Consider the following 21,715-nt stretch of genomic DNA (forward strand, 5'->3'; position numbering starts at 1 on the left):
ATGAATGTTGAGGAACTTCGTGAATATTGCCTCACAAAAAAGGGGGTGACGGAGGAGTTCCCCTTTGATGCAAATACGTTGGTGTTTAAAGTGATGGGAAAAATGTTCGCCTTGGTATCCTTGGAACGACTCCCTCCACAGTGCAATTTAAAATGTGACCCAGAACGTGCCGTGGAACTGCGTGAGGAATACGATGGGACGATTATTCCGGGTTACCACATGAGCAAAACCCATTGGAATACCCTTTTCTTGGAAAACCTTCCTGCTAAATTGATTCTGGAACTGGTGGACCATTCCTACGAACTTGTGGTGGCTGGACTTACCAAAAAACTACAGCAGGAATTGCAAAATATGGGCAGAGATTAGATGGTGGATTTACAGCATTTTTACACATCCCAAAGAGATAAACATCAGCAGGAACTTCAGCAGGTAAAAAAGCGATTGGGGTTGCTGGCCACGTTACGGTTGTCCATATTTGTGGCATTGGCCTTTGGGACTTACTTCTTTTGGGGAACGGAGGCAATTTTTGTACTGCTGCCCTTAGGCGTTGGGTTGTTCATATTTCTGATTATTCGTTTTATCAATGTAAAGCGGTATAAGGCATATGTACAACGCTTGATTGACATCAATACAAAAGAACTGGAAATCTTGGCCCGCCGTTATCACCATTTACCAGACGGAAGAGAATTTTTACAACCCGACCATCCTTATGCGCAAGATTTGGATTTGTTCGGGCGGGGTTCCTTTTATCAATATACCAACCGAACGACATTGGTTCAGGGCAGGAAAGTTTTTTCGAGCCTTTTATTGGACGGATATCCGAAGGATATTACCAAAAAACAAGAAGCGATTCAAGAATTGGCCCAATTGCCCGAATGGCGACAACATTTTTCCGCTTTGGCTGGCGAAACTAAGCCCAGGATTTCACCTGATTTGGTTTCCAATTGGATGAAAAACCATGTTTCGTTCACACCAAAGTGGACAGGGATGGTAACCCTCATTTTTGCATTGATTTCTGTTTTGTTGATTTTTTTGAGCGTTTTTAGTTTGGTACCCAATAGTTTGGTGGTACTCTGGTACTTTTTGGGTTTTGGGATTATCGGTCGTTTTTCCAAAAGCATTCTCAAGTTTGCGGTTCAAGTGTCCGAAGCGCAAGAAACCATGCAGCAACACCAGTGCTTGATTTCTGAACTGGAAGGACAAAATTTCAAATCGGAACTCTTGCAGGACCTTCAAAAAAAGCTGGAGGTCGAAGGCACGAAGACGTCAAAAATATTGAAAAACTTTAGTCGACGGATGGACAACTTTGAACAGCAAAACAACCTTTTGGTGTTGCTTATCGGTCAAGGTTTTTTCCTTTGGAGTTTATACTTTGCTTATAAAGTGGAGTCTTGGATTGAAAAATACGGGGATGAGGTTGAGGAATGGTTTTCGGCCATTGCCCAGTTTGATGCCTACGTTACCTTGGGTACCTATGCTTTTAATCATCCAGATCATACCTATTCTAACTTGGTTCAGGGTGATGCGGTTTTGAGTGGAAAGGAAGTGGGCCACCCCTTGGTAGATTCCAAAAAGAACGTATTGAACGATTTTGAGATAGGAAAGGGTCGTTTTTGTATCGTTACCGGGGCCAATATGGCCGGGAAAAGTACCTTTTTACGGGCCGTTGGCCTACAGATAGTCATGGCAAATATGGGTTTGCCCGTAAAAGGAAAGGAAGTAAAATATGCTCCTGTTCGCTTGTTGACGAGTATGCGTTCTTCGGATTCACTGACCGATGAGACCTCCTATTTTTATGCAGAGCTGAAACGCTTAAAATATATTGTAGAAGAGTTGGAAAAAGGGGACGGTTTCGTCATTTTGGACGAAATCTTAAAAGGAACCAACAGTGTGGATAAGGCCGAAGGTTCTAAAAAATTTATAGAACGTTTGGTGAAAAATGGGTCAACGGGCATGGTGGCCACCCACGATTTAAGCCTTTGCACCCTTGCAGATAAACTTCCCCAAGTGGAGAACCACTATTTTGATGCCCAGATTATCAATGGGGAGCTGTTCTTTGATTATAAGTTCAAAGAAGGGGTTTGCCAAAATATGAATGCCTCTTTCCTATTAAAAAATATGGGGATTGTGGACTAGAGTCCCTTTACTTGCACGTTGTGGAAGGAATCGGCTTGTAGCCGAAGCAACTCTTCCGCCTTTTCCTTTTTGTAGCGATAGAGTTCTTCCTCGCTCTTGATATCGGCATAGATTTGCGTATTGATTTCCCCATCGGTGGCCATCAAGAGTTTGCGTTGTGCCACTTTTTGGGTCACCCATGTGGCCACTACACTTTCCTGCTCCTCAAATTTATAGTCGTACTCTCCTTTTGGTGCCAACAACTTGGCAATAATAGGAGCGGTTTCAATCGCCAAGAACAATAAAAAGATAAAGAAGGAAGGAAACCAAGGCAGTTTACCCAGTGCATTGATGCGGGCCATGAGCCCATCAAATCCATCAATAATAGGCTGGGAATTGGTTACGGCCGTGTTGTAATCCGTTTCCAACGCCGCAATTTGGGATTCGAGCCCTTCAATTTTGGTGGCATTGGTTTCCTTTAAGGTGTTCAGTTCGGCCAGATAAGCATCATGCTTTTCTCGCTTTTCCTTATATACAGGACCTTTACCCAATAGACCCGTTCCAGCGGTTCCTTCTGCTTCAGAAATATAGGTATCGTAGAGGGCATTTGTTTCCGCTTCTTTGGTAGCTATTTCATTTTTCAGACTAGTAATATCTTGATTGAGACTTTCAATCTTTGGGGTGTATTGCAAGGCCAATTGTTCCTTATTGTTCAAGGTCATGGCGTTTTTTTCTTCCAACAACACCTGATTGATTTCCTTTTCAAAAATCTTCATTTCCAACGGTTTGGAAATCACCAAAGCAATGATGATGGCCAGTACAATTCGTGGAGCTGCCTGTAGCAATTCACTTTTAAAATTATCACGTTTCTTAATGGTGGATACGATATATCGGTCCAAATTAAAAATCAACAATCCCCAAATAAGTCCAAAAAAGATAGCCGTAAAGAGGTTGTCAAAAACGGTGTACAAGGCATAGCCACTGGCAATGAAAGCCATAACGGCGGTAAAGAAAACCGTAGCGCCAATACCAGCGTATTTGTTGCGTTCCCCGTTGGAACACGTTTTAAGAATAAGGGTGTCAGCCCCTGAACAGAAGATGAAAAATCGTTGTAGCATTATAGTGTTCTGATTTGATTGATAGAATATTAGAACGCGATTTTGCAGATTTTGTTACATAATTGGCTTATAAATCATGGGTTTGCTCTCTATTTTAGGGAATGTTTAACGATGAGGCTATGTCTTGATTATATGTGACTTAGGTTACTGTTTTTGGTGAATGGATGGTGTAATTTCACAGTAATAAATTCAAAGGCCATGACAACAACAGTAGTAATTGGTGGAAATTTCGCAGGAATGACCGCCGCTTTGGAAATCAAACGAAAAGGGAAAAAAGAACACAAGGTGATTGTCATTGACAAATCTCCCTTATTTCTATTTGTTCCCTCACTGATCTGGGTGCCCTTTGGCAGAAGGGAGATCAAGGATATTTCTTTTAGAAAAGACACCATTTTGGAAAAGAAAGGGGTCGATTTCGTTCAAGCGGAAGCTTTACGGGTAGACCCCAATGAACAAATGGTCTATACCACAAAAGGGAATTATGCCTATGACCATTTAGTGATAGCCACCGGACCTAAGGTAAAATACGATGTGGCTCCCGGCGTAGCCGAATTTGCACATTACATTGGCACCCCCAATGGTGCTATGAAAACCAGAAAAGCTTTGGAAGAATTCAAGAAAAACCCAGGTCCCATTGTTATCGGTGCCACCCAAAATGCGGGTTGCATGGGTGCCGCTTATGAATTCCTCTTTAATGTGGAAAAATGGTTGAGGGAACAAAAGATTAGGAAGAAAGTTGACCTTCATTGGATTACTCCCGAAACCTTCTTGGGACACTTTGGGATTGATGGCATCACTGGTGGTGAGACCATGCTTAAATCCTTTATGAAAATGTTCAACATTCACTACCATACCGAAGTGGGAGTGAAAGAAGTGACAAAAGATAAGGTCATATTGACTTCAGGCGAAGAATTGGCTAGTGATTTTACTATGTTGATGCCCCCATTCGTAGGTGTGGACTTTGTAGTGAACTCCACAGAACTTATGGCGACACCAGCTGGGTATTTACCCGTGGGAGATGACTACAGACATTTAAAATACCCCAACATTTGGTCCGCAGGAATCGCTGTGGATGTAAAATTGCCCTTCAAACCTGGAAAAGTGCCATTTTCTGGCCCCAAAACAGGATATCCATCTGATGAGACCGGCAAAATTGTAGCCGAAAATATTGTTCGGGTCACCAATGGAAAAGAAAAACTGAAAACAAAAGCATGGGGAAAAATTCCTGGTATCTGCGTGATGGATGCTGGTAAAAAAGAGGTGATTATTGTTAGCGACCACCTCTTTAAACCTAGAAACTTTGCAATTATGATACCCAATGTGTTCTACGATTTTTCAAAGGTGCTTTTTGAAAAATACTTCCTATGGAAGACCAGACACGGGTATTCTCAATTGCCTTGAGAGTTGTTGTGGTTTTTATGAAATCCACTCATGTATGTGAGTGGATTTTTTCTTTTTAGACCTTTTATCAGACTAAGTATTATTTGAAAAGTTCTAAGTTTGCATCGCTTAAAAAAACAATAATGGGATTACTGGAAGATTTGCAGGAACGAAGTGGCGCAAGATGTGAACTGTGCAGCGCAACAGAAGGGTTGGACATCTACGAGGTGCCGCCAGTTTCCACGGGAGGGTTGGATGGAAGCATTTTGGTGTGTGCTACCTGTAAAACCCAAATTGAAAATCCGGATGAAGTGGATGCCAATCATTGGCGTTGTTTAAATGATAGTATGTGGAGCGAGCACGATGCAGTAAAGGTTGTCGCCTGGCGTATGCTCCATCGATTGAAATCCGAAGGATGGCCACAAGACCTTTTGGATATGATGTATTTGGGTGAGGAGACCCTAGCTTGGGCGAAAGCTACTGGCGAAGGTGAGGCAGAAAGCGAGAAAGTAATCCACAGGGATGCCAACGGCGCCATTTTGGAAAATGGCGATAATGTTGTTTTGATCAAAGATTTAAAAGTAAAAGGCTCCAGTATGGTCGCAAAACAGGGAACCGCAGTACGACGAATTTCCCTGGATCGCGAGAATGCTGAATATATTGAGGGCAAGGTGGATGGTCAACAAATTGTGATTCTTACCCAGTACGTGAAGAAGACCTAAGACTTCATCTCCATATAATATTTGTAGAAATAGGGTATGGTCTCAATGCCCTTTAAGAAATTCCAGACCCCAAAATGTTCATTGGGGGAGTGGATGGCGTCGCTGTCCAATCCAAATCCCAAGAGAATGGTCTTGCTGTCAAAAACTTTTTCAAAAAGCGCCACAATGGGAATGCTTCCTCCTGTTCGTTGTGGTACCGGAGTTTTTCCAAAGGTAGTTTCCATGGCTTTGGAAGCAGCTTGATACCCATCACTGTCAATAGGGGTTACATACGCCTGACCACCATGATGAGGGGTAACCTTTACTTTCACACTTTTTGGAGCGATAGCCATAAAATGTTTGGTAAATAGGTCCGTGATTTCATGCCAATCTTGGTTGGGAACCAATCGCATTGAAATTTTGGCGTAGGCTTTACTCGCAATGACGGTTTTGGCACCTTCACCGGTATAGCCGCCCCAAATCCCGTTCACGTCCAAGGTGGGTCGAATTCCAAAACGTTCGGTGGTGGTGTAGCCTTTTTCACCATGAACATCGTCAATATCCAAAGCTTTTTTATACGCTTCCAGGTTGAAAGGAGCTTTGGCCATTTCTGCGCGTTCCTCATCAGAAATGATTTCAACCTTATCATAAAACCCAGGAATGGTAATATGGTTGTTCTCATCATGAAGCGAAGCAATCATTTTTGCCAATATGTTAATAGGATTAGGTGCAGCACCTCCGTAAATCCCCGAATGAAGGTCCCGGTTGGCACCGGTCACTTCCACTTGTACATAACTCAATCCTCGTAGTCCTGTAGTAATGGAGGGGGTGTCATTGGAAATCATCCCCGTATCGGAAATCAAAATGATATCGTTTTTGAGTTTTTCGCTGTTTTCTTTTAGGAAATCCTCCAAGCTATCGCTTCCTACTTCCTCTTCACCCTCAATCATGAATTTTACGTTGCAAGGAAGCTGGTTGTTCTTGATCATGAACTCCACGGCCTTTACGTGCATAAAAAACTGACCTTTGTCGTCACAGGCACCCCGTGCAAAAATGGCCCCATCCGGGTGTAAATCGGTTTTCTTGATGACAGGCTCAAAAGGTGGTGAATCCCAAAGATTCATTGGGTCTGGAGGTTGCACATCATAATGGCCATAGACCAAAACCGTAGGTAAATTAGGGTCAATTATTTTGTCTCCGTACACCACGGGATATCCTTTGGTCTCGCAGATTTCGGTATTGTCGCAACCTGCATCGTCCAGTGATTTTTTCACAGCTTTAGCCGTTTCCAAAACAGCTGCCGAATAGGCGGGGTCTGCACTTATGGAGGGGATTTTTAGAAGTTCGATTAGCTCGTTTATGAATCGGTCTTTGTGGGTGTTGATGTAGTCGTTTATGTGTTCCATATATGTTTTAAAAAGGATACTAAAAGTACAAAAAACAAGTTTTTAAAGTAGGCCGGTTTGCAAATCGGAAAATTGATTTATATTTGCACTCCATTTTGCGGGTGTGGTGGAACTGGTAGACACGCTAGACTTAGGATCTAGACAAGGAAAAGTTCATAAAATATTGAAAAAGCGGGTGTGGTGGAATTGGTAGACACGCCAGACTTAGGATCTGGTGCCGCAAGGCGTGGGGGTTCGACTCCCTTCACCCGCACTTTTTCATTTAAATAATTTCAAGGAAAAGCTCTTCAATTTTGGGGAGCTTTTTTTGTTCGGGTACAACATAGGTACAACATTTGCTCATTTGCGCCCCCTGCACTAGATTTTTTTTCAATTGAAAACAATTGGGATTAAAAGTAATTCAGGTCATATTTTTTGGCATAATATCGGTCATTTTAAAAATCTATTTTGACCACCAATCCTTTCTTTCCCAGAAGTTTCTATTTATCCTTTGATCAGGGATAGAACATGCTTGAATGTTTTTCTTGACTTTCAATAAAAGAGTTTCGTTTGATACCTTTTAAAAGGAGTATTTCTTTTTCTATCATCGGATCGAACCATTCAATTTTTTCATTCGCCCACTCCAGCCATTTTAAAATTTCTTCGGTCAGTTCACCCTTGGATTCATGATACCTTTTAAAATCTTGGATATAACTTCTGAGCCGGGTTGTCATTTCATGTCTTTTCATGTCCTTGAAAAGTGACTTCATGGCTTTCAATTCTTTGTCTCTTAGTGCTTGAAGCTGCTGTTCTATTTTTTGTTCTTCCAAGTATCGTTTACGCCGTTCCTCTCTTTCAATTCTTTCTTTTTTCAGCTCCTTGGCAGTCAATTCCAATTTAGTCAGAATTTTGACGAGCTGTTCTTCCAAAAGTTCATTTTTATTGTCCGTCCATTTCTTTGTTGCAGAGTAATCAGCATCCATCTTAAACTTTAAAATGCCACTTGGGTGGTATTCATAATTTGTCCATCTCTCTTTTTTGACCATAACCCTTTTTGATTTTTCACGACACTTTATATTGATTTTTTCGTCAAATATGATAGCATAGGTTATATATTCTTCGACAACTATATCATGGCCTCTCTTGTGGAGTAACTTGATCAATGCATTCATGAACCGAAGTGCCCTGGGAACCATCTGTTTTGAAACCTCTATGTTTAAAACCCCTTTCGTGGTATAGATTATATCCTTGTACTGATAGCTGGGATTGAAGTTTGAAGTTTCAAGATCGGATTTAGCATTTTGGATCAAAATATCTGGTTTGTACATTCTCGTTGGGACCGATAGCGGCAAGGAAGGATTGTTTTTGATTTCGTTTTTCAAGGCATTGTATTTGCTCAAGTACGGATCTATTATATTCTCTTCTAACCTCAAACAGAGTTTGATGTCACTAAGTTTTTTATCTGTTATTGGCAGAGTACTTTGAATATTACAACCATGAAAGAAGACACCAGTCCATCGACTATGAAAGACCCATTGATCTATTCAAGAGAGCAGCTTGATAATTATATTAGTTTTGTAGAGAAACTGTCCTAAAGATCGGGGTATCTACACGTCTTCTTCAAGCTGAAAAGGACAAGATTAATTATATGGAAAAACTTCTAAATAAATAGAAGTTCTATTAGTTCAAATAATTGTTCTTTTGATAATCAATATTGACTTAAGAAAATATTGACCAATCCTCCGGGTCAAATGAACCGTATTGGCCATTTAAGGGAGGTAACTCAGCAAACTCACTAACATATTTTTCCAATTCTATAGATTCCGATTTCTTGGGAAAATCATTGGGAAATATTTGGATGAAGAGGTCTTGAATATTAATCTTATTTCGAATTCGATAATATTTCCTTCCCATTTGAGTATGACCGGAAGATACGGGCCCTGATCCATCTACATTGGAGTTGTCAAAAAGTGCTTTTTGAAGATTGGATACTCTTTTAACCAATGGCACCTCGGTCATTCCTATGTACAGAATCCCGTTTTTGTCATTATTAAAAAGACGTGGTATTACTTTGGGATGCCCATTTTCAAAATAATATAGTTTATAAATCCCTATCCTCTGACTATCTTTTATCTTTTGCAGCTCTGATTGAAAGGATTTTGGTTCTTGATTGACTCTTAAATATGGACTATCCATTTTCTGTTTTATGCTGTTATAAGCTAATTTACAACCACGCTCTTCATGAACCTGTAAGTCTTGACACTGATGAAGATATAAAATCTAAACTTTGTTCATCTATCTAATAAAATTTGAATACCTTTTAAAAGTGCTAAAACACTGTTATGTTTATGCATATCCTGAATACTTTGTAAAGAAAAACACTGTAATTCTTTCCCGGTTTTTCTTGTGAAGTGGCGAAATCCCTTTTTACATATTCTTGAGTTTTGTTCGGTATTTTTCGATGGCCCCAGGATTTAGATCCAATTTAAGGTAATCCTTACCGAAGCGGTTATGGTATTCCGATACATGGTCCAACACATAGGCGAAATCCTCCTTCAGCTCTTCCATTCGTTCCTCCAATCGGACATACCGGATTTTGGGAACTGTGGTCTCTTTATCCAATAGCTCCGGATCGGTTGTAGCCTTCCCTAAAAATAGGACAGTTTAAAATTCAGATTTTCTAACTTTAAATTTTAACTGTCACATGAAAAAAAGCAAGTTTACCGAGAGCCAGATCATCAAGGCACTGAAAGAGAACGAACAGGGCCGCAAGGTGGGTGACATATCCCGTGAGATGGGGATTGACACCAGCACTTTTTATTATTGGAGGAAGAAGTACGGGGGCATGGAAGTTGCGCATATGAAGCGCTTGAAGGAACTCGAGGAGGAGAACCGCAAACTCAAGCAGATGTACGCCGATGCCAGTCTTGACATCCGTATGCTCAAGGACGTACTGTCAAAAAAGTTCTAGGGCCTTCCGACAAGAAGCAGCGCGCCAAATATCTCCAGGAGGCCTATTCTGTATGTGTATCGCGTTCCTGTGGGGTACTGGACCTTGCCCGGTCGATGTGGTACTACCATAGCAGGAGGGACGACACCGAGGTCGTCGATGCCCTTTCCAGGCTGGCCGAAGAGCTGCCGACAAGGGGATTCGAGGTGTATTACAAGCGTTTGCGTCGCGAAGGCCGCAACTGGAACAGGAAACGGGTGTTGAGGGTCTACAGGTCCATGAACCTAAAACTCAGGAGGAAGCACAAGAAGAGGCTTCCTGCAAGGACAAAGAACCCACTGGGGGCCCCGATGGAGCTCAACGAGGTCTGGAGCATGGACTTTATGGCCGATGTGCTGTCCGATGGAAGGAAGATAAGGGTGTTCAATGTGATGGACGACTGCAACCGGGAGGCACTGGCCATGGACGTGGGGCTGAACTATCCGGCGATAAGGGTAGTGGAGACCTTATCACAACTGGAGGAGGAAATAGGCCTGCCAAAGACCATACGCTGCGACAACGGTCCGGAGTTCATATCCAAGGCCCTATCACAATGGTGCAAGGCCAAACGTGTCGAGCTGCAGTTCATCCAGCCCGGCAAGCCCATGCAGAACGGATATATGGAACGCCTGAACAGGTTTTACAGGGAGGATGTGCTCGATGCCTATTGGTTCAACGACCTCCACCAAGTAAGGGCACTGACCCAAAAATGGATGGAGGATTACAATACAAGGCATCCCCATTCATCCATCGGGGATATGCCGCCCAGGGAATACAAGAAACGTTTCGGGGAAGAATTCTTCCCCGAAACAGACAACATTAATGATAATTTTATGAATTTAGCGATGTCCTAAAAGGGGTAAGGCTACACGGTTGGGGTATTTATCTCCGTCAGTTGCTTCTCAAAAAATTCGAAATCACCTTCCCATTCTTCGCCCACCTCCGTTTCCAGTTCCTGTTCAAAGAGCGCCTGAATCATACTTACAGTTGGCAAAGTCTGCTCCTTTTCGATACTTCGCATGATAGCCACCATTGAATTGAAACGTCTTTTGATCAAATATTTCAGGCTTGCTATGGTCTCGTGCATCCGTTCATCAGGTGAGATCCCATTGTGTTCAAAGAATTCCACCATGGCCAACAAGGTCATGGTCTGTGACTTCCCTTGCCGTTTGGAAAAACTCCTGAATTTCCTTGCCACTGAGACTTTGACCTTCATGGCCGCGAACCGTTCTTTTTCGTATCCTTTATCCATTTTTTCACCAAAAATTCCTTGATTTTACTGGGCCCAGTCCATTTTTTCACCAAAAACCATTGGAGCTCAAATTCCTTTAGATTCCAAGAACCCTTATGAACAGTGCTTTTCCGAAGGAAAATGAATCAATAGCGCCGCGCTTGCGCGCTATCCTCTTGCTCTACCTTTTCGTCCCGCAGGGACAAAAATGAATCGCACAACATGGTTTAAAAACCAGTTGCTTCCTATTTAAAAGTCAAATCGAATGGTACGGACTTCAGGAAAGTCAAATCAATGGGATTGCCGTACTTCGGGTATTGTTCATAACTGTTTTTAAAGGTATGGAATTCAATCTATTGAACATAGAAAAACCCAATCATAATGATTGGGTCGTTATGGCCGGTTTTGGCATCCATTGTTTTTTGCCATTTCCATATGGATCACATCAAACCATGATCGGCAAAACTGAAATAGCTTCCATCGGGTGCCAAGATGATATGGTCCAAGACCTTTACATCAAAAAGCTGTGCAGCCTGTTTGATCTTTTGGGTCAATTGCCTGTCCTGTTCACTTGCCCTCAACTGCCCAGAGGGATGGTTATGGGTAAGGATTATCCCCACGGAAAGGGTCTTTAGGATAATTGCAAAAAGGATTCGTATATCCACCAAGGTTCCTGTGATACCTCCAATGGACAAGGGATAGATCCCTTTGACCTTATTGGATTGGTTGAGCAATAGGATCTTGAACGTCTCGTGCAATCCTATGGTATCGGTATCCCAGTTCTCGAACAACAATCTCCCCACATCATTGGAATTGGTGATCGAGAGGGATTTCAAGGTGCTGGGTTTCTCATGGTAACTGATTCGTATTTCGTTGACTCTATGTTCCATTTTACTCTTAATTATGGATAGATAAAGAAAGGGACGCCTATTTCCCATGGGCACCCCTGACCCGATCAATCGTTGTTATCTCCCAACAATAAATCTCACTTAAGACCACTTCGGTCACATAACGTCTGTTCCCTTCCTTGTCCTCATAGGAACGGGAGGTCAATTTTCCATCTACGGCAATCTCTTTGCCCTTGTCCACAAATTCTTTGATGATGTCGGCCAGCTTTCCCCATCCGATAAGGGTGTGCCATTCGGTATTGGTCACCCGTTCCCCTTGTTTGTTCCTGTAGTGCTCGTTGGTGGCCAAGTTCACACGTGCCACGCGTTTTCCGTTTTCAAGATCGGTGATCACGGGATCTTGTCCCATATTTCCGATCAACTGCACTTTGTTTCTTAATGTACTCATGATAAAAAGCATTTAAATGCCTGCCTGTCGGCAGACAGGATTAATAAATCCTCCTTATACTTTGTTCAATTGTTCCCAAATTTTAAGGGGGTGTTTGTTTGCTTCTTACGTGCATCGCACAATAAAAGAAGGGGGTTCTGTCAAGGCTTTTGGACGGAAATCGGGAGGCTCCGCAACATAGCAAAACCTTGAGGTTTTCAAGGCAGGGGAATCCCTATTTGCGAACAAAACCTGTCTTGGCCTTGACAGGTTCCATTGGAGCCCTTGGGAATGCCATCTGACCCATTGGCAAGGGAGCGTACGGAAAGTTAAGCGACTGTGGACGAAGGTGTCCTGATTGGAAGTCCCTGGGCACAACCCTGTTTTACGATGACCCGGAAAACAACAAAGGGCTTCTTTTATTAAGGACCCCTTAAAATTTGACCACTACCAAATACCATTTAAAGTATTCCCACAAAGCTCCAAGAAAGCTTTGTGTTGGAAGACGGATAAGAAACTTTTAAACAAGTTTTGGTCAGAGCGTAAATCCCCATGTTTTAGGTATGAGAAAGAATTCAAGATTACTGTTTTAAGAAAGCTTGGTTAAAGGTCGCCGGTATCATATCTTCAATTGCATCTATTCATTCCAATTAAGTATATAGATGTATATTACAATCATATTAATATGTTGTAGCTGATTAACCCAACCAAAAAAGGAATGAAAAAAATAATAGTACTGTTATTACTTTCAACAATCACATATATATCATGTGAAAAAGCTGAAAAAGAAACAGACAAAATTGAAATAGCGAAAAAGTTTTATGTTGCGATTGACAATTCAAATCACTCAAAAGTGACTGGATTAATTACGGAAGAGTTTACAACCATTGATGATGGATACGAACAAAAATATGTCCAAAATAAATACGCTGAATGGGTGAAATGGGACTCTGTTTTCCAACCGACCTATGAAATCCTCAAAATCGAAAAAGATGACGATATTGTCAAAGCCAAGATTTCAAAAATTGATAAGAGAATTTCTTTTCTACACGACCAACCTATAATAATGAATGAGACAATATTATTTGATGGTGATAGAATAGTGTTGAACGAACTTCTGTATCCTTCAACGTCGAAAAATTTATTAAACGCAGAGATGAATTTGTAAGTTGGGTTGAGGAAAATCACCCAGACTTGAATGGCTTTTTACGTGACCAAACTTTGAGTGGCGGAATTAAATACTTAAAAGCGATTGAATTATTTAAAGGATATCAATAACATGCCACAACAGCGTTAATTTGCAAAAACTACTGAATTTCCCGATTGAAATTCCAACTCCTTTTACTTATTGACATAGCTTGGCTAAAAGTATTCATAATATTTGTCGATTAGAGAAACCATACTATGCAATTTTGTAAGCCCTAGTTAATTGAAAAAACCATGAAACTGGGTCAATATATTCTTTTACTACTTATTGTTGTTCTCGGGACTTCCTTGTTCTTTTTTGGAAAGAATGAGATGAATGCCAAATCACTTATTGAGAGGTTTGAAAACGGACAGTTTCCAATCACCGAGTACAGAAAATATGCAAATGAAGATTATAGAGGAGCATCTGCCTTTCCCATGGATGCAAATTATGTAGGGTTAATTACATCGCACAGGGTAAAGAAGAGAAATAAAATATTAACTGTGGGAGGTGGGACTTCTGCGGCAATTATTATATTATTTTTTATTGCGTCATATTATGAAAACAAAACCAACCCACTAAAAAATCTGGATGTTTTAAGGCGAAATGACATTATCTCCGAGTCGGAATTCGTTGAGAAAAAAGAACAAGCAGTAAGAAAAAATGCATCTAGAAAAGAGGAAAAGCTAAAAAAAGAGAATACGAGAAATTGGTCTCGGAATTAGATAATTTAAAAGCAAAAGGAATTATTTGCGATGAAGAGTATCAAGAAAAATTAAATAGAATTAAAGAAAAACAGCGTTATAATTCATTGAAGCCTTTTACTTAAATTAAGCCTATCATTACAGGAAAGGTCTTCCTACGGGCAATTCCCTTTTGAGTATTATTAGCCAAAATTTAAACAAAAGAAAAATGCATGATGTCAGTTACACGAAATTTCAAAGATTTTTTTCTTATCTAAAAGATAAAGGATTAATAACACTAGAGGAAAGTGTTGATTTATTGACGGAGTATATTCAGAATGGCACCGTGACATTTAATACTTTATCTGAAAGCAAATCGAAAGAAGCAAAAGTGTTACTTCGACAATATGCAAACGGAGAACTAAAAATTGAATAATAAGAGAAAATCATAGGTCTTTAAATCAAGTTAGCCCTATCATTTCTATTATTAAAAGGTCGGCAATTCAGTACCTATTCATTTCCCACCGTACTAATGACTTGGAAAATCATCGAAAGCATAAAAGTTTGAGTTCAACCTAACTCCTTATTTTATGCTATTTAGGGTATATTTTGCCAAAATACGGGTACGTTTATTTTTGAGTTATAATACGAAAGAATATGAAGTGAATATACATTCAAGGATATTCCTTGAGCTATAGATGTACCGTACCCTGTAACGAGGACTTCCCTGTTCAATAGTTCTTCCCATCTATGTGATGGCACCGAAATTTCCTTGGTTCTCAAGGGAGTAACCTACCTTTAGTATACCACTAAGCGACCCTTTCAGAACAAAGATGAAGGTCTTGATTTTTGCAAGCTATATTCTTATACTGCATTTTACTTTTTTGTAAAATTCTCACGCAAACCATAACTACATATAATTTAAAAATAAATCCAAAAAGACGTTTTTTTGATAAATTTAAACGTTTAAATATTGCGGTATTATAATTTTTGTTACTTTTACAAGTAATTAAGTTTTGAAAAATACTTAAACGTTTAACTTGTACTTTGGCATTTTGTACGGCTTGTTCCAAAGACATGGGTTCCTAAAAAGAATCATTTTTTATTATGTCAAAGAAAGTATTGGATTTATGTTATTGGTTCAAAATTTTATTGGAGATTAAACAAACAGAAATATAAATTATTATGAATAGAATGTGCATTTCGAAGACAACCTTTTACATCCAAACAATCCTCCTTTTGGTGTGTACTTATCCGCTTTTTTCTCAGCAAAAAGAGGAAGGGGCATTATGGATGCCTATGGATTATACAATACAACGTATTTCCAGTTATGATGTAACTGGAGCTAACGACGATGGAAATTGGAAAAACAAGATCAAGCCTGGAGAGACTCGAACTATAGGAGATGTAATTGGGCCTGGAATTATCAAGCATATTTGGGTTACTATAGCGAGTGGGGAATACTATCATCTTAAAAAAATAGTTCTCAGGATTTATTGGGATGGTGAAAACAACCCAAGTGTTGAAACTCCTATAGGGGACTTTTTTGGGCTTGGTTTGGGGAAATACAATTTGTATGAGTCTAAATTTACTTCTGTGGGTTCGCAAAGGGCACTCAATGCCTATTTTCCTATGCCCTTTAAAAAATCTGCAAAAATTACCATTACCAATGAAGGAGATGAGGCCATAGGTGCATTTTATTATAACATCGACTGGGAGAAACATAAATCCTTGCCAGATGAAACCCTTTATTTCCATGCACAATACAGGCAGGAAACCCCAACAGACGGATGGACAAATGATTGGGAACGTAATAGCGATTCTATTGTCAACAATCATAAAAATCCTAAAGGCGAAGGGAATTACATGATTATGGAAGCTAAAGGAAAAGGACATTTTCTTGGTGTAACCCATAGTATCATCCAAAATCAAGGTGATTGGTGGGGAGAAGGAGATGAAATGATATTCATAGATGGTGCAGAGGATGCACAGATTAAAGGAACCGGAGCGGAAGATTATTATCTCGGAGCTTGGTGTTATGGTGGATGCGGAATCAATCCTTTTGGCAATGATAAGCCTGAATTTGCTTATGACAGCTATGGCAACCCGTTGAACGGTGGTGATGATAGGGGGGCGCAGTGGACCGTTTATCGTTTTCATGATGAGTCACCGGTAACATTTACCAAGTCGATTAAAATGACCATAGAGCATGGACATGCCAACCATAGGTCTGATAATTATTATACGGTGGGCTATTGGTACCAGACAGAACCTCATATGCCTTTCCCAAAATTACCCGAGGTTAAAGAACGTTTACCAAATGTCAAAAATACAGAGGGACCAACTTTTGGTAAAAACTAATAAAGATTTATGGTAACCATAGAAATTATAAAAATATTGACTTTGAATTTATTTGCTAGATTATTAAAAACCACTATGCCGGTATTTTGTATGACGCTCTTGGCCATATCTGTGAATTCCTGTAACTCAAAGAATGAGAAGGCCAATGATGGAGATGCTCAAGAGACCTACTCACATAATTGGATAACGCCCAATGCTGACGGAGGAGACTGCATACCTGTCTGGGGACACCATGACGGTATCAGAATTGGTCTTGCACCGACAGGTGGGCCACGTGGACTTTTGCGTGTATATGCGCCTTACCTGAATCTAAGTACAGATTCGTTGAAGATGATAAACTTCATTGCCTTGGAACCCATTATATCTGGTGGTGATTCAAGAGGTTTCTCGGAATTGGAGCCCAGTACACTTGACAATGTTAGGGGAAAGCGGTTTTGGAGTGCAAATAGAGCCGATGCCATTGAACCTCGATCTGTTCAAGATTGTGCATCGGGGGTAATAGAGCAGGTCAATGGGAGGGAGGCCCTAACACTTTATGTTCATTCAGAAGAATTTGATTCTGGTGCCAAAGTATATGTCCGGGTCCGGTTTTATGAAGATAGCCCTTATGAGATTGAACTTACATCCTATACTGCCGAGGAGTCGGCCCCATTGGATAATTTTATACTTACCGCAACCATGGGAAACTTTGCAAGGTTAAGAAATTTATATCTCAAAGATGGCATAAAATCATCATGGGTATTGTGGCCGGATTATAGGGACAGCAATTTTACCCCACATGATTATACCTCGGTAAGCAATATGTTGGAGGATAAGAATGGGTCAGTTTATTTTGTAGCGGCACCCAATGAGGATGACCCTACTGCTGTTACATATTCCTCGGATACAAAAGAACATTGGAAATACAAGGGACAGAAGGCTACCCAATATTGGAAAAAACTAAACCCCAGTCCCAATTTAAATGGATTGGTGAATGGAAGATATGCCTATTGGGCCAGTGAATCACCAATCCCTGGAGGGATTTCATATGAAAATTTTGAATTGAAAGAACCCTTTAAAAATGGATCTGTATTTTATTTTGGGGTCAGCCCTTTGGACCCAGAAACCTTTATTGGTTCAATTGAAAAATAAGAATATGAATGTTCCGCACAAAATAACATGACCTTGCTGCGCAATGAATTTTATGGAAAAGCAGGGCATTAAAAGTAAGTTTATTTAGTTGTTTGAGTTAGTTAGGCATGCAAAGTTGGTTTTCCCTTTTGAAAGTTTACGCTTTTAAGCATTACTTTCTTGATAAATACGTTTCAACCAATTTATTTTTGGGAAACCAGCTTTCTGCATGTTAGTAAAGACTTCTCTTGTTCAATTTGTTTCTGTTGAAATTTTCCTTTTGGAAGTATGATGTCAACAGAGAGTTCATTTAGAAAGTTTTAGTTAATGATGTGCAGTATTACATTAAAGGAAATGGCCAAGTTATTGGGGTGTTCAGCGTCAACCATCTCCAAGGCACTTAATGATAGCCCGGAAATAAGTGAGGCAACCAAGGTTCAGATCAAAAGAGCTGCGCAATTCTATAACTATACTCCAAATGAGATTGCCCAAAGTTTAAAAGGAAAGGGAAAGCAGGTTTTAAACATTTCCATACCTAAATGGAAAGAAGAAAAATGTCAAAAATTGCTTAATGAGATCATAGATCTTTCCCAATCTGAATATGAAAGGGACAGTGCTCACAACAATGTCCTGAATACGGGATTCCCAAATCGCAAGAATCAATCAAGAACAAGATTGGTTCTATTACGGTTTGAATAGTACTGATTGTGCCGATTATCAGTTAGCACATTTTAATAAAGGCACTTATATTTTTTTCAATCAAGGGTTTTTATCTATCATAAAATCAGTTCCATAATGATCCCTGATACGGCCATACGCTTCTGAAGCAGCCCCATTGCCCCAATCGTAAATGGTAAAATCTCCAATGCCTAGGCCATCTTTTGAAGTAGTACCATTATGGCCATAATTTTCCATCGTAAATCCATAGTCCTCTTTCCCAAAATGGGGGTGTTTGGACTCCCACTGTGTCTTGGTCTGCGGGTTCTCCGGGCAATACATCATCACAAAAGAGGCTCTAAGTGCCGCAAGCCCACGTTGCACATACTCTTTGGACCCCAATTCCTTTCCATACTTAATGATCAGTTCGGCGAACAGGCTCTGTCTAGCATCGTTCCATTCTGCATCGGCATTCATAACACCAAAACCTCCAAAGGTTTTTACATACATATAGGGAGGTTGCCATGTGGCTTGTGTCATTAGCAATTCATCCAATACAACTTGTCCATGATCCAAGTATTTTTGTTGTCCTGTAATTTGAAATGCCTCATAAAGTGCCTCAGAAGTCCAGAAAGTGGATAAATTGTTTTGTTTGAACATGTTGTTCCGTCCAATTTTTTTGTTGACCAGGTCAATGTTTCCATAACTGGAGCATGACCAATATGTTTCAAAGTCTTCCCATCTTCCAACTGGTACAACTTCTTTGATGAGTATATCAATTGCTTTTAGTGCAGCATCCCTGTATTTTGTATTCTTGGTGGTTTTATAGGCATTGAACAAAAATGTAGCTGACATGGCCGTTTCGGGTGATTGGTCCAGAATTCCCATGGGCTCATGAGTTCTTACTGAAATCCATCCGGGAAAGTACCCTTTTTTATCTTGTAGTTCCAAGAGCTGCTCGGCATAGGTTATGGCATAGTCGAGCAATCTTGGATCCTTTTCCAGGTCCATATACCATAATAGCATTTGGTTCGCTGTCCAACTCATGTCCAAAATATGGTAAGGGGAATCATCGGGATTGCCCCAATGAATACCCTCAATTTGTGTAGGGTTCATAAATGGATTACGGTTGGAGTTTCCAAAATAGTGGGTATCCCATCCCTTGGACTTACGAAATGTACTTCCTTCAACAGTTGTATCTTTCATTTTGGTTGCGATTATTCCTGGGAAAAAACCGTTTTCTTGGGGGAACAACAAAGCCAATTCCTTGGTCATGATGGCTTTTTCCATCAATAGGGTATCTCTTTTTCTTTTTGCGTAGCGGAAAAGGCCAGATGCGGAACGCAAAGAACTAAACCATGCTTGGTTCCAAATGGATTTGAATTCCCTCTCGAAAGGAGGTTTTTCATAGTTTGGGCTTTGACTCACATTTACAATAAAAGTGGGTGCGCCAACTTTTTTGCCCTTAAGTTCGAATTCCTGCCATACCACACCCTTCCAATCTTGAAAGGCCCATTGATAGGTGTGATCCACATATTTTTCCAAATCTATAGTTCCCAAGGGCTCCCTTTTTTTGTATAGTTTTTCACCAAATGAATCCCAATAGAAGGCCAAGATATCCCGCCATGGGTTCTTAGTCTGGTCCAACGTGTTACTTGCTTTTATATAAAATGAAAAATTATAGACATCGGGCTTGTAAACGGTACCACCCTCTTTGACATAGAGAACATGTTCTTGAACTTTTGATTTACTCCAACCTAAAATCATTTCGTTGTTTTCCGCATTCAAATCCATATACCATTTGGGACCGGATGCGGCAATTGACCGTAATTCAGGGAAAACCGCCAATCTTTGATTGTTCACTTTTTCGGTCATAATCATGGCCGGTGCCCTAAAGACATGTTGGGGAACAATATGGCTGTCTGTGGGTGTCAAATGGGGAGACCAGTGAAAATCTGGTTGGAACGATGGCCGAATGGTAACTTTCCAATCGTCATCGTTCAAAAGCTCATCGACCGTAAAATTTATATTGATTCGGATTGTGCTGCTGTCAATGATATCAAGTCCTGTTTTTGGATTTATTCCTCCCAAAGATTCTATCTCAATATTTTCTATCAAATTTTTAAAGAGAGACGGTGCCTCAGTGCGACCAATATCCAAAAAGGGATCTTGATTGTTTGATTGACAGCCAGCCAAAACCAAAACTGAGAGCAATATGGGTTTTATCTGAATCAAGGTACTTGTTCGCTTAAATAAGGTATAAAATTGACTGATATATAAAATCATAGATAAGTTGTGTCTCCTATTTGTTAGAGTGTTTGCAATTTAGTTTTCAAGTTCCAAGGATGCTTTCATCAGAAAAACATTGTAGGGTTGCCACATGGACATGGTAAAGTAAATATCACTTCCCGTAATACTTTTGGGATGCATAAATGATCCATACATTATTGGATAGGTTTCAGGGTCTGCGATGATTTTTTCCTCAGACCACACACCATTGATATGTTCGGCAGTGCGCATAACCACTTTTTGATCTTTGTTTGAATGCCTGGTATATAGGGTGATCCAAAGTTTAAATTTTTCATTGTAAATCAGCGAAATTTCACCAACGGGTGCTGGAAAAATTGGGGCAGCCATTGTATCATCCCCTTTGACCCATTTCTTTTTCATCCCTAAATACTCAAACTTTGAGAGATTGGGGAAATTTTCCTCGCTCACTTTGGCCAAATAAGCAGGGCCCTTTCTTCCAGATTTAGTACCTATCATATAAATCATGCCATTTTTTTTAGCAAATGCCATTTGGGCAAATTTGCTATCACACTTAAAATGGACACCTTTCACCTTGGACCACGAATGGCCTTCATCATTTGATTTGTAGATGGATGAATGATTGGTGGTCCATTCGCCTGGAGCATCCCATGACCTGACGTTCATATAATGCACATATTCTGTGCCAGCAATGCTAATGGCCGCGGTAGGAATGGAGGTCCAATCTCCTGTACCTATAGTGTCATGGGCGCTTAGTATTACTTCCTTTGCGTGACCTTTGGAGTTGGCCAACATTGTGGAAAAAGTCAAGCCATCTTCCAAAATGGAATCTGTGGAGAAAGCCAATACATTGGAACGCCATGATCCCCCACTGGGACCTCCTCTAGGTGAGGCCTTAAAATCACTTCCGTAGGTATCCCCAAAGAAAGATCCTACCTTACCATTGTCCATTTTCCAAAAAATACCCAAATCGGTACCGCCCACATTATATTTTTGATGTGTCATGTTCGGATTTGCCAATACTTCGTCCTTTAAGGAAGCTCCTGTAACCCTAGCAAGGCGTTCGCAATACACTACCTTTAAACGCTTGTTCGAGTTGGGTTGCACACTATCAGAAATGGATTGTTTCATACCCTGTTCCTGACCATTGCAAGGAGCTTTGTGCCCTAAAAAGAAAAATACCAAGAGAACTGATTTCAATAAAGACTTTATCAAATTTTTGTACATCATGATTTCAATTTTGCTTTATGGCATTA

At 40.3% G+C, this 21,715-nt stretch carries 20 protein-coding genes and 1 tRNA gene; 11 read left to right on the plus strand and 10 right to left on the minus strand.

Annotation, left to right across the window (positions count from 1 at the left end):
• Positions 1 to 366 (plus strand): MmcQ/YjbR family DNA-binding protein, encoded by a 366-nt coding sequence (locus tag FG28_RS09275; RefSeq protein WP_036382228.1) that lies wholly within the window; start codon positions 1 to 3, stop codon positions 364 to 366.
• Entirely contained in the window at positions 367 to 2,136 is a 1,770-nt protein-coding gene (locus FG28_RS09280; protein ID WP_036382230.1) for a DNA mismatch repair protein MutS, read from the plus strand. It abuts the gene before it with no gap.
• Here FG28_RS09280 and FG28_RS09285 read toward each other — a convergent pair.
• Positions 2,133 to 3,233 (minus strand): DUF4407 domain-containing protein, encoded by a 1,101-nt coding sequence (locus FG28_RS09285; RefSeq protein ID WP_036382231.1) that lies wholly within the window; start codon positions 3,231 to 3,233, stop codon positions 2,133 to 2,135. The two genes, FG28_RS09280 and FG28_RS09285, sit on opposite strands and share 4 nt — an antisense overlap.
• Before the next feature lie 198 nt (positions 3,234 to 3,431).
• Between FG28_RS09285 and FG28_RS09290 the strand changes: the two genes are divergently transcribed.
• Entirely contained in the window at positions 3,432 to 4,634 is a 1,203-nt protein-coding gene (locus tag FG28_RS09290; RefSeq protein WP_036382233.1) for an NAD(P)/FAD-dependent oxidoreductase, read from the plus strand.
• 122 nt (positions 4,635 to 4,756) lie between these two features.
• Positions 4,757 to 5,335 carry an alkylphosphonate utilization protein gene (locus tag FG28_RS09295; protein WP_036382235.1) on the plus strand — a complete coding sequence of 193 codons (579 nt, stop codon included), beginning with the start codon at positions 4,757 to 4,759 and terminating at the stop codon, positions 5,333 to 5,335.
• On the opposite strand, the gene FG28_RS09300 is transcribed toward FG28_RS09295, so the two are convergent.
• Entirely contained in the window at positions 5,332 to 6,720 is a 1,389-nt protein-coding gene (locus tag FG28_RS09300; RefSeq protein WP_036382237.1) for a dipeptidase, read from the minus strand. The two genes, FG28_RS09295 and FG28_RS09300, sit on opposite strands and share 4 nt — an antisense overlap.
• Before the next feature lie 171 nt (positions 6,721 to 6,891).
• Between FG28_RS09300 and FG28_RS09305 the strand changes: the two genes are divergently transcribed.
• Positions 6,892 to 6,973, plus strand: a tRNA-Leu gene (locus FG28_RS09305).
• Positions 6,974 to 7,214: 241 nt separating this feature from the next.
• Here the strand turns inward: FG28_RS09305 and FG28_RS09310 are convergent.
• The 3 genes from FG28_RS09310 to FG28_RS09320 all read right to left on the minus strand — a co-directional run bounded on the left by FG28_RS09310 (position 7,215) and on the right by FG28_RS09320 (position 9,321).
• Entirely contained in the window at positions 7,215 to 8,081 is an 867-nt protein-coding gene (locus FG28_RS09310; protein ID WP_197062574.1) for a hypothetical protein, read from the minus strand.
• A gap of 337 nt (positions 8,082 to 8,418) precedes the next feature.
• On the minus strand, positions 8,419 to 8,895 hold the full coding sequence (locus FG28_RS09315; RefSeq protein WP_036382240.1) for a hypothetical protein: 477 nt from the start codon (positions 8,893 to 8,895) through the stop codon (positions 8,419 to 8,421).
• Positions 8,896 to 9,126: 231 nt separating this feature from the next.
• Positions 9,127 to 9,321, minus strand: coding sequence for a hypothetical protein (locus FG28_RS09320; RefSeq protein WP_036382242.1), 195 nt, complete (start codon positions 9,319 to 9,321; stop codon positions 9,127 to 9,129).
• 82 nt (positions 9,322 to 9,403) lie between these two features.
• Here FG28_RS09320 and FG28_RS09330 point away from each other — a divergent pair.
• Positions 9,404 to 10,542, plus strand: a protein-coding gene (locus FG28_RS09330) for an IS3 family transposase (protein WP_231562584.1) whose coding sequence is annotated in 2 segments (ribosomal slippage) — positions 9,404 to 9,665 and positions 9,665 to 10,542 — 1,140 coding nt in all. Because the reading frame shifts where the segments join, the coding sequence is not laid out codon by codon here.
• Positions 10,543 to 10,553: 11 nt separating this feature from the next.
• Here FG28_RS09330 and FG28_RS09335 read toward each other — a convergent pair.
• The 3 genes from FG28_RS09335 to FG28_RS09345 all read right to left on the minus strand — a co-directional run bounded on the left by FG28_RS09335 (position 10,554) and on the right by FG28_RS09345 (position 12,215).
• A complete protein-coding gene (locus FG28_RS09335; RefSeq protein WP_051947248.1) occupies positions 10,554 to 10,940 on the minus strand; it encodes a BfmA/BtgA family mobilization protein in 387 nt (128 codons plus the stop codon).
• Positions 10,941 to 11,359: 419 nt separating this feature from the next.
• Positions 11,360 to 11,809 (minus strand): RadC family protein, encoded by a 450-nt coding sequence (locus FG28_RS09340; RefSeq protein WP_036382244.1) that lies wholly within the window; start codon positions 11,807 to 11,809, stop codon positions 11,360 to 11,362.
• Positions 11,810 to 11,846: 37 nt separating this feature from the next.
• Entirely contained in the window at positions 11,847 to 12,215 is a 369-nt protein-coding gene (locus FG28_RS09345; RefSeq protein ID WP_051947249.1) for a single-stranded DNA-binding protein, read from the minus strand.
• A 697-nt stretch (positions 12,216 to 12,912) separates the two neighbouring features.
• Between FG28_RS09345 and FG28_RS09350 the strand changes: the two genes are divergently transcribed.
• From FG28_RS09350 to FG28_RS09380, 5 genes are all read left to right on the plus strand, one after another.
• Positions 12,913 to 13,362 carry a hypothetical protein gene (locus FG28_RS09350; RefSeq protein ID WP_036382246.1) on the plus strand — a complete coding sequence of 150 codons (450 nt, stop codon included), beginning with the start codon at positions 12,913 to 12,915 and terminating at the stop codon, positions 13,360 to 13,362.
• Positions 13,363 to 13,634: 272 nt separating this feature from the next.
• Complete coding sequence (locus tag FG28_RS09355) at positions 13,635 to 14,105, plus strand: hypothetical protein (RefSeq protein ID WP_036382248.1); 471 nt, start codon at positions 13,635 to 13,637, stop codon at positions 14,103 to 14,105.
• Positions 14,106 to 15,362: 1,257 nt separating this feature from the next.
• Entirely contained in the window at positions 15,363 to 16,424 is a 1,062-nt protein-coding gene (locus tag FG28_RS09370) for a glycoside hydrolase family 172 protein (protein ID WP_197062575.1), read from the plus strand.
• A 75-nt stretch (positions 16,425 to 16,499) separates the two neighbouring features.
• Positions 16,500 to 17,555: a hypothetical protein gene (locus FG28_RS09375; RefSeq protein ID WP_156102250.1), complete on the plus strand. Its 1,056-nt coding sequence runs from the start codon at positions 16,500 to 16,502 to the stop codon at positions 17,553 to 17,555.
• A gap of 333 nt (positions 17,556 to 17,888) precedes the next feature.
• A complete protein-coding gene (locus FG28_RS09380; RefSeq protein WP_231562612.1) occupies positions 17,889 to 18,233 on the plus strand; it encodes a LacI family DNA-binding transcriptional regulator in 345 nt (114 codons plus the stop codon).
• A gap of 60 nt (positions 18,234 to 18,293) precedes the next feature.
• On the opposite strand, the gene FG28_RS09385 is transcribed toward FG28_RS09380, so the two are convergent.
• Together FG28_RS09385 and FG28_RS09390 are read right to left on the minus strand one after the other, a co-directional pair.
• The gene (locus FG28_RS09385; protein ID WP_231562613.1) at positions 18,294 to 20,426 is read right to left on the minus strand and encodes a pectate lyase; all 2,133 of its coding nucleotides are present in this window, start codon (positions 20,424 to 20,426) and stop codon (positions 18,294 to 18,296) included.
• 90 nt (positions 20,427 to 20,516) lie between these two features.
• A complete protein-coding gene (locus FG28_RS09390; RefSeq protein WP_051947252.1) occupies positions 20,517 to 21,689 on the minus strand; it encodes a DUF4185 domain-containing protein in 1,173 nt (390 codons plus the stop codon).
• Between the last annotated feature and the right edge of the window lie 26 nt (positions 21,690 to 21,715).

Origin of the sequence: Muricauda sp. MAR_2010_75 (assembly GCF_000745185.1) — a bacterium.
In the GTDB taxonomy this organism is placed as follows: Bacteria; Bacteroidota; Bacteroidia; order Flavobacteriales; family Flavobacteriaceae; genus Flagellimonas.

Excerpts from the sequence above, each read along its gene's own strand:
- FG28_RS09275 (WP_036382228.1), top strand. The coding sequence starts at position 1 with ATGAATGTTGAGGAACTTCGTGAATATTGCCTCACAAAAAAGGGGGTG.
- FG28_RS09280 (WP_036382230.1), top strand. The coding sequence starts at position 367 with ATGGTGGATTTACAGCATTTTTACACATCCCAAAGAGATAAACATCAG.
- FG28_RS09285 (WP_036382231.1), bottom strand. The coding sequence starts at position 3,233 with ATGCTACAACGATTTTTCATCTTCTGTTCAGGGGCTGACACCCTTATT.
- FG28_RS09290 (WP_036382233.1), top strand. The coding sequence starts at position 3,432 with ATGACAACAACAGTAGTAATTGGTGGAAATTTCGCAGGAATGACCGCC.
- FG28_RS09295 (WP_036382235.1), top strand. The coding sequence starts at position 4,757 with ATGGGATTACTGGAAGATTTGCAGGAACGAAGTGGCGCAAGATGTGAA.
- FG28_RS09300 (WP_036382237.1), bottom strand. The coding sequence starts at position 6,720 with ATGGAACACATAAACGACTACATCAACACCCACAAAGACCGATTCATA.
- FG28_RS09315 (WP_036382240.1), bottom strand. The coding sequence starts at position 8,895 with ATGGATAGTCCATATTTAAGAGTCAATCAAGAACCAAAATCCTTTCAA.
- FG28_RS09335 (WP_051947248.1), bottom strand. The coding sequence starts at position 10,940 with ATGGATAAAGGATACGAAAAAGAACGGTTCGCGGCCATGAAGGTCAAA.
- FG28_RS09340 (WP_036382244.1), bottom strand. The coding sequence starts at position 11,809 with ATGGAACATAGAGTCAACGAAATACGAATCAGTTACCATGAGAAACCC.
- FG28_RS09345 (WP_051947249.1), bottom strand. The coding sequence starts at position 12,215 with ATGAGTACATTAAGAAACAAAGTGCAGTTGATCGGAAATATGGGACAA.
- FG28_RS09350 (WP_036382246.1), top strand. The coding sequence starts at position 12,913 with ATGAAAAAAATAATAGTACTGTTATTACTTTCAACAATCACATATATA.
- FG28_RS09355 (WP_036382248.1), top strand. The coding sequence starts at position 13,635 with ATGAAACTGGGTCAATATATTCTTTTACTACTTATTGTTGTTCTCGGG.
- FG28_RS09370 (WP_197062575.1), top strand. The coding sequence starts at position 15,363 with ATGGATTATACAATACAACGTATTTCCAGTTATGATGTAACTGGAGCT.
- FG28_RS09375 (WP_156102250.1), top strand. The coding sequence starts at position 16,500 with ATGCCGGTATTTTGTATGACGCTCTTGGCCATATCTGTGAATTCCTGT.
- FG28_RS09380 (WP_231562612.1), top strand. The coding sequence starts at position 17,889 with ATGGCCAAGTTATTGGGGTGTTCAGCGTCAACCATCTCCAAGGCACTT.
- FG28_RS09390 (WP_051947252.1), bottom strand. The coding sequence starts at position 21,689 with ATGATGTACAAAAATTTGATAAAGTCTTTATTGAAATCAGTTCTCTTG.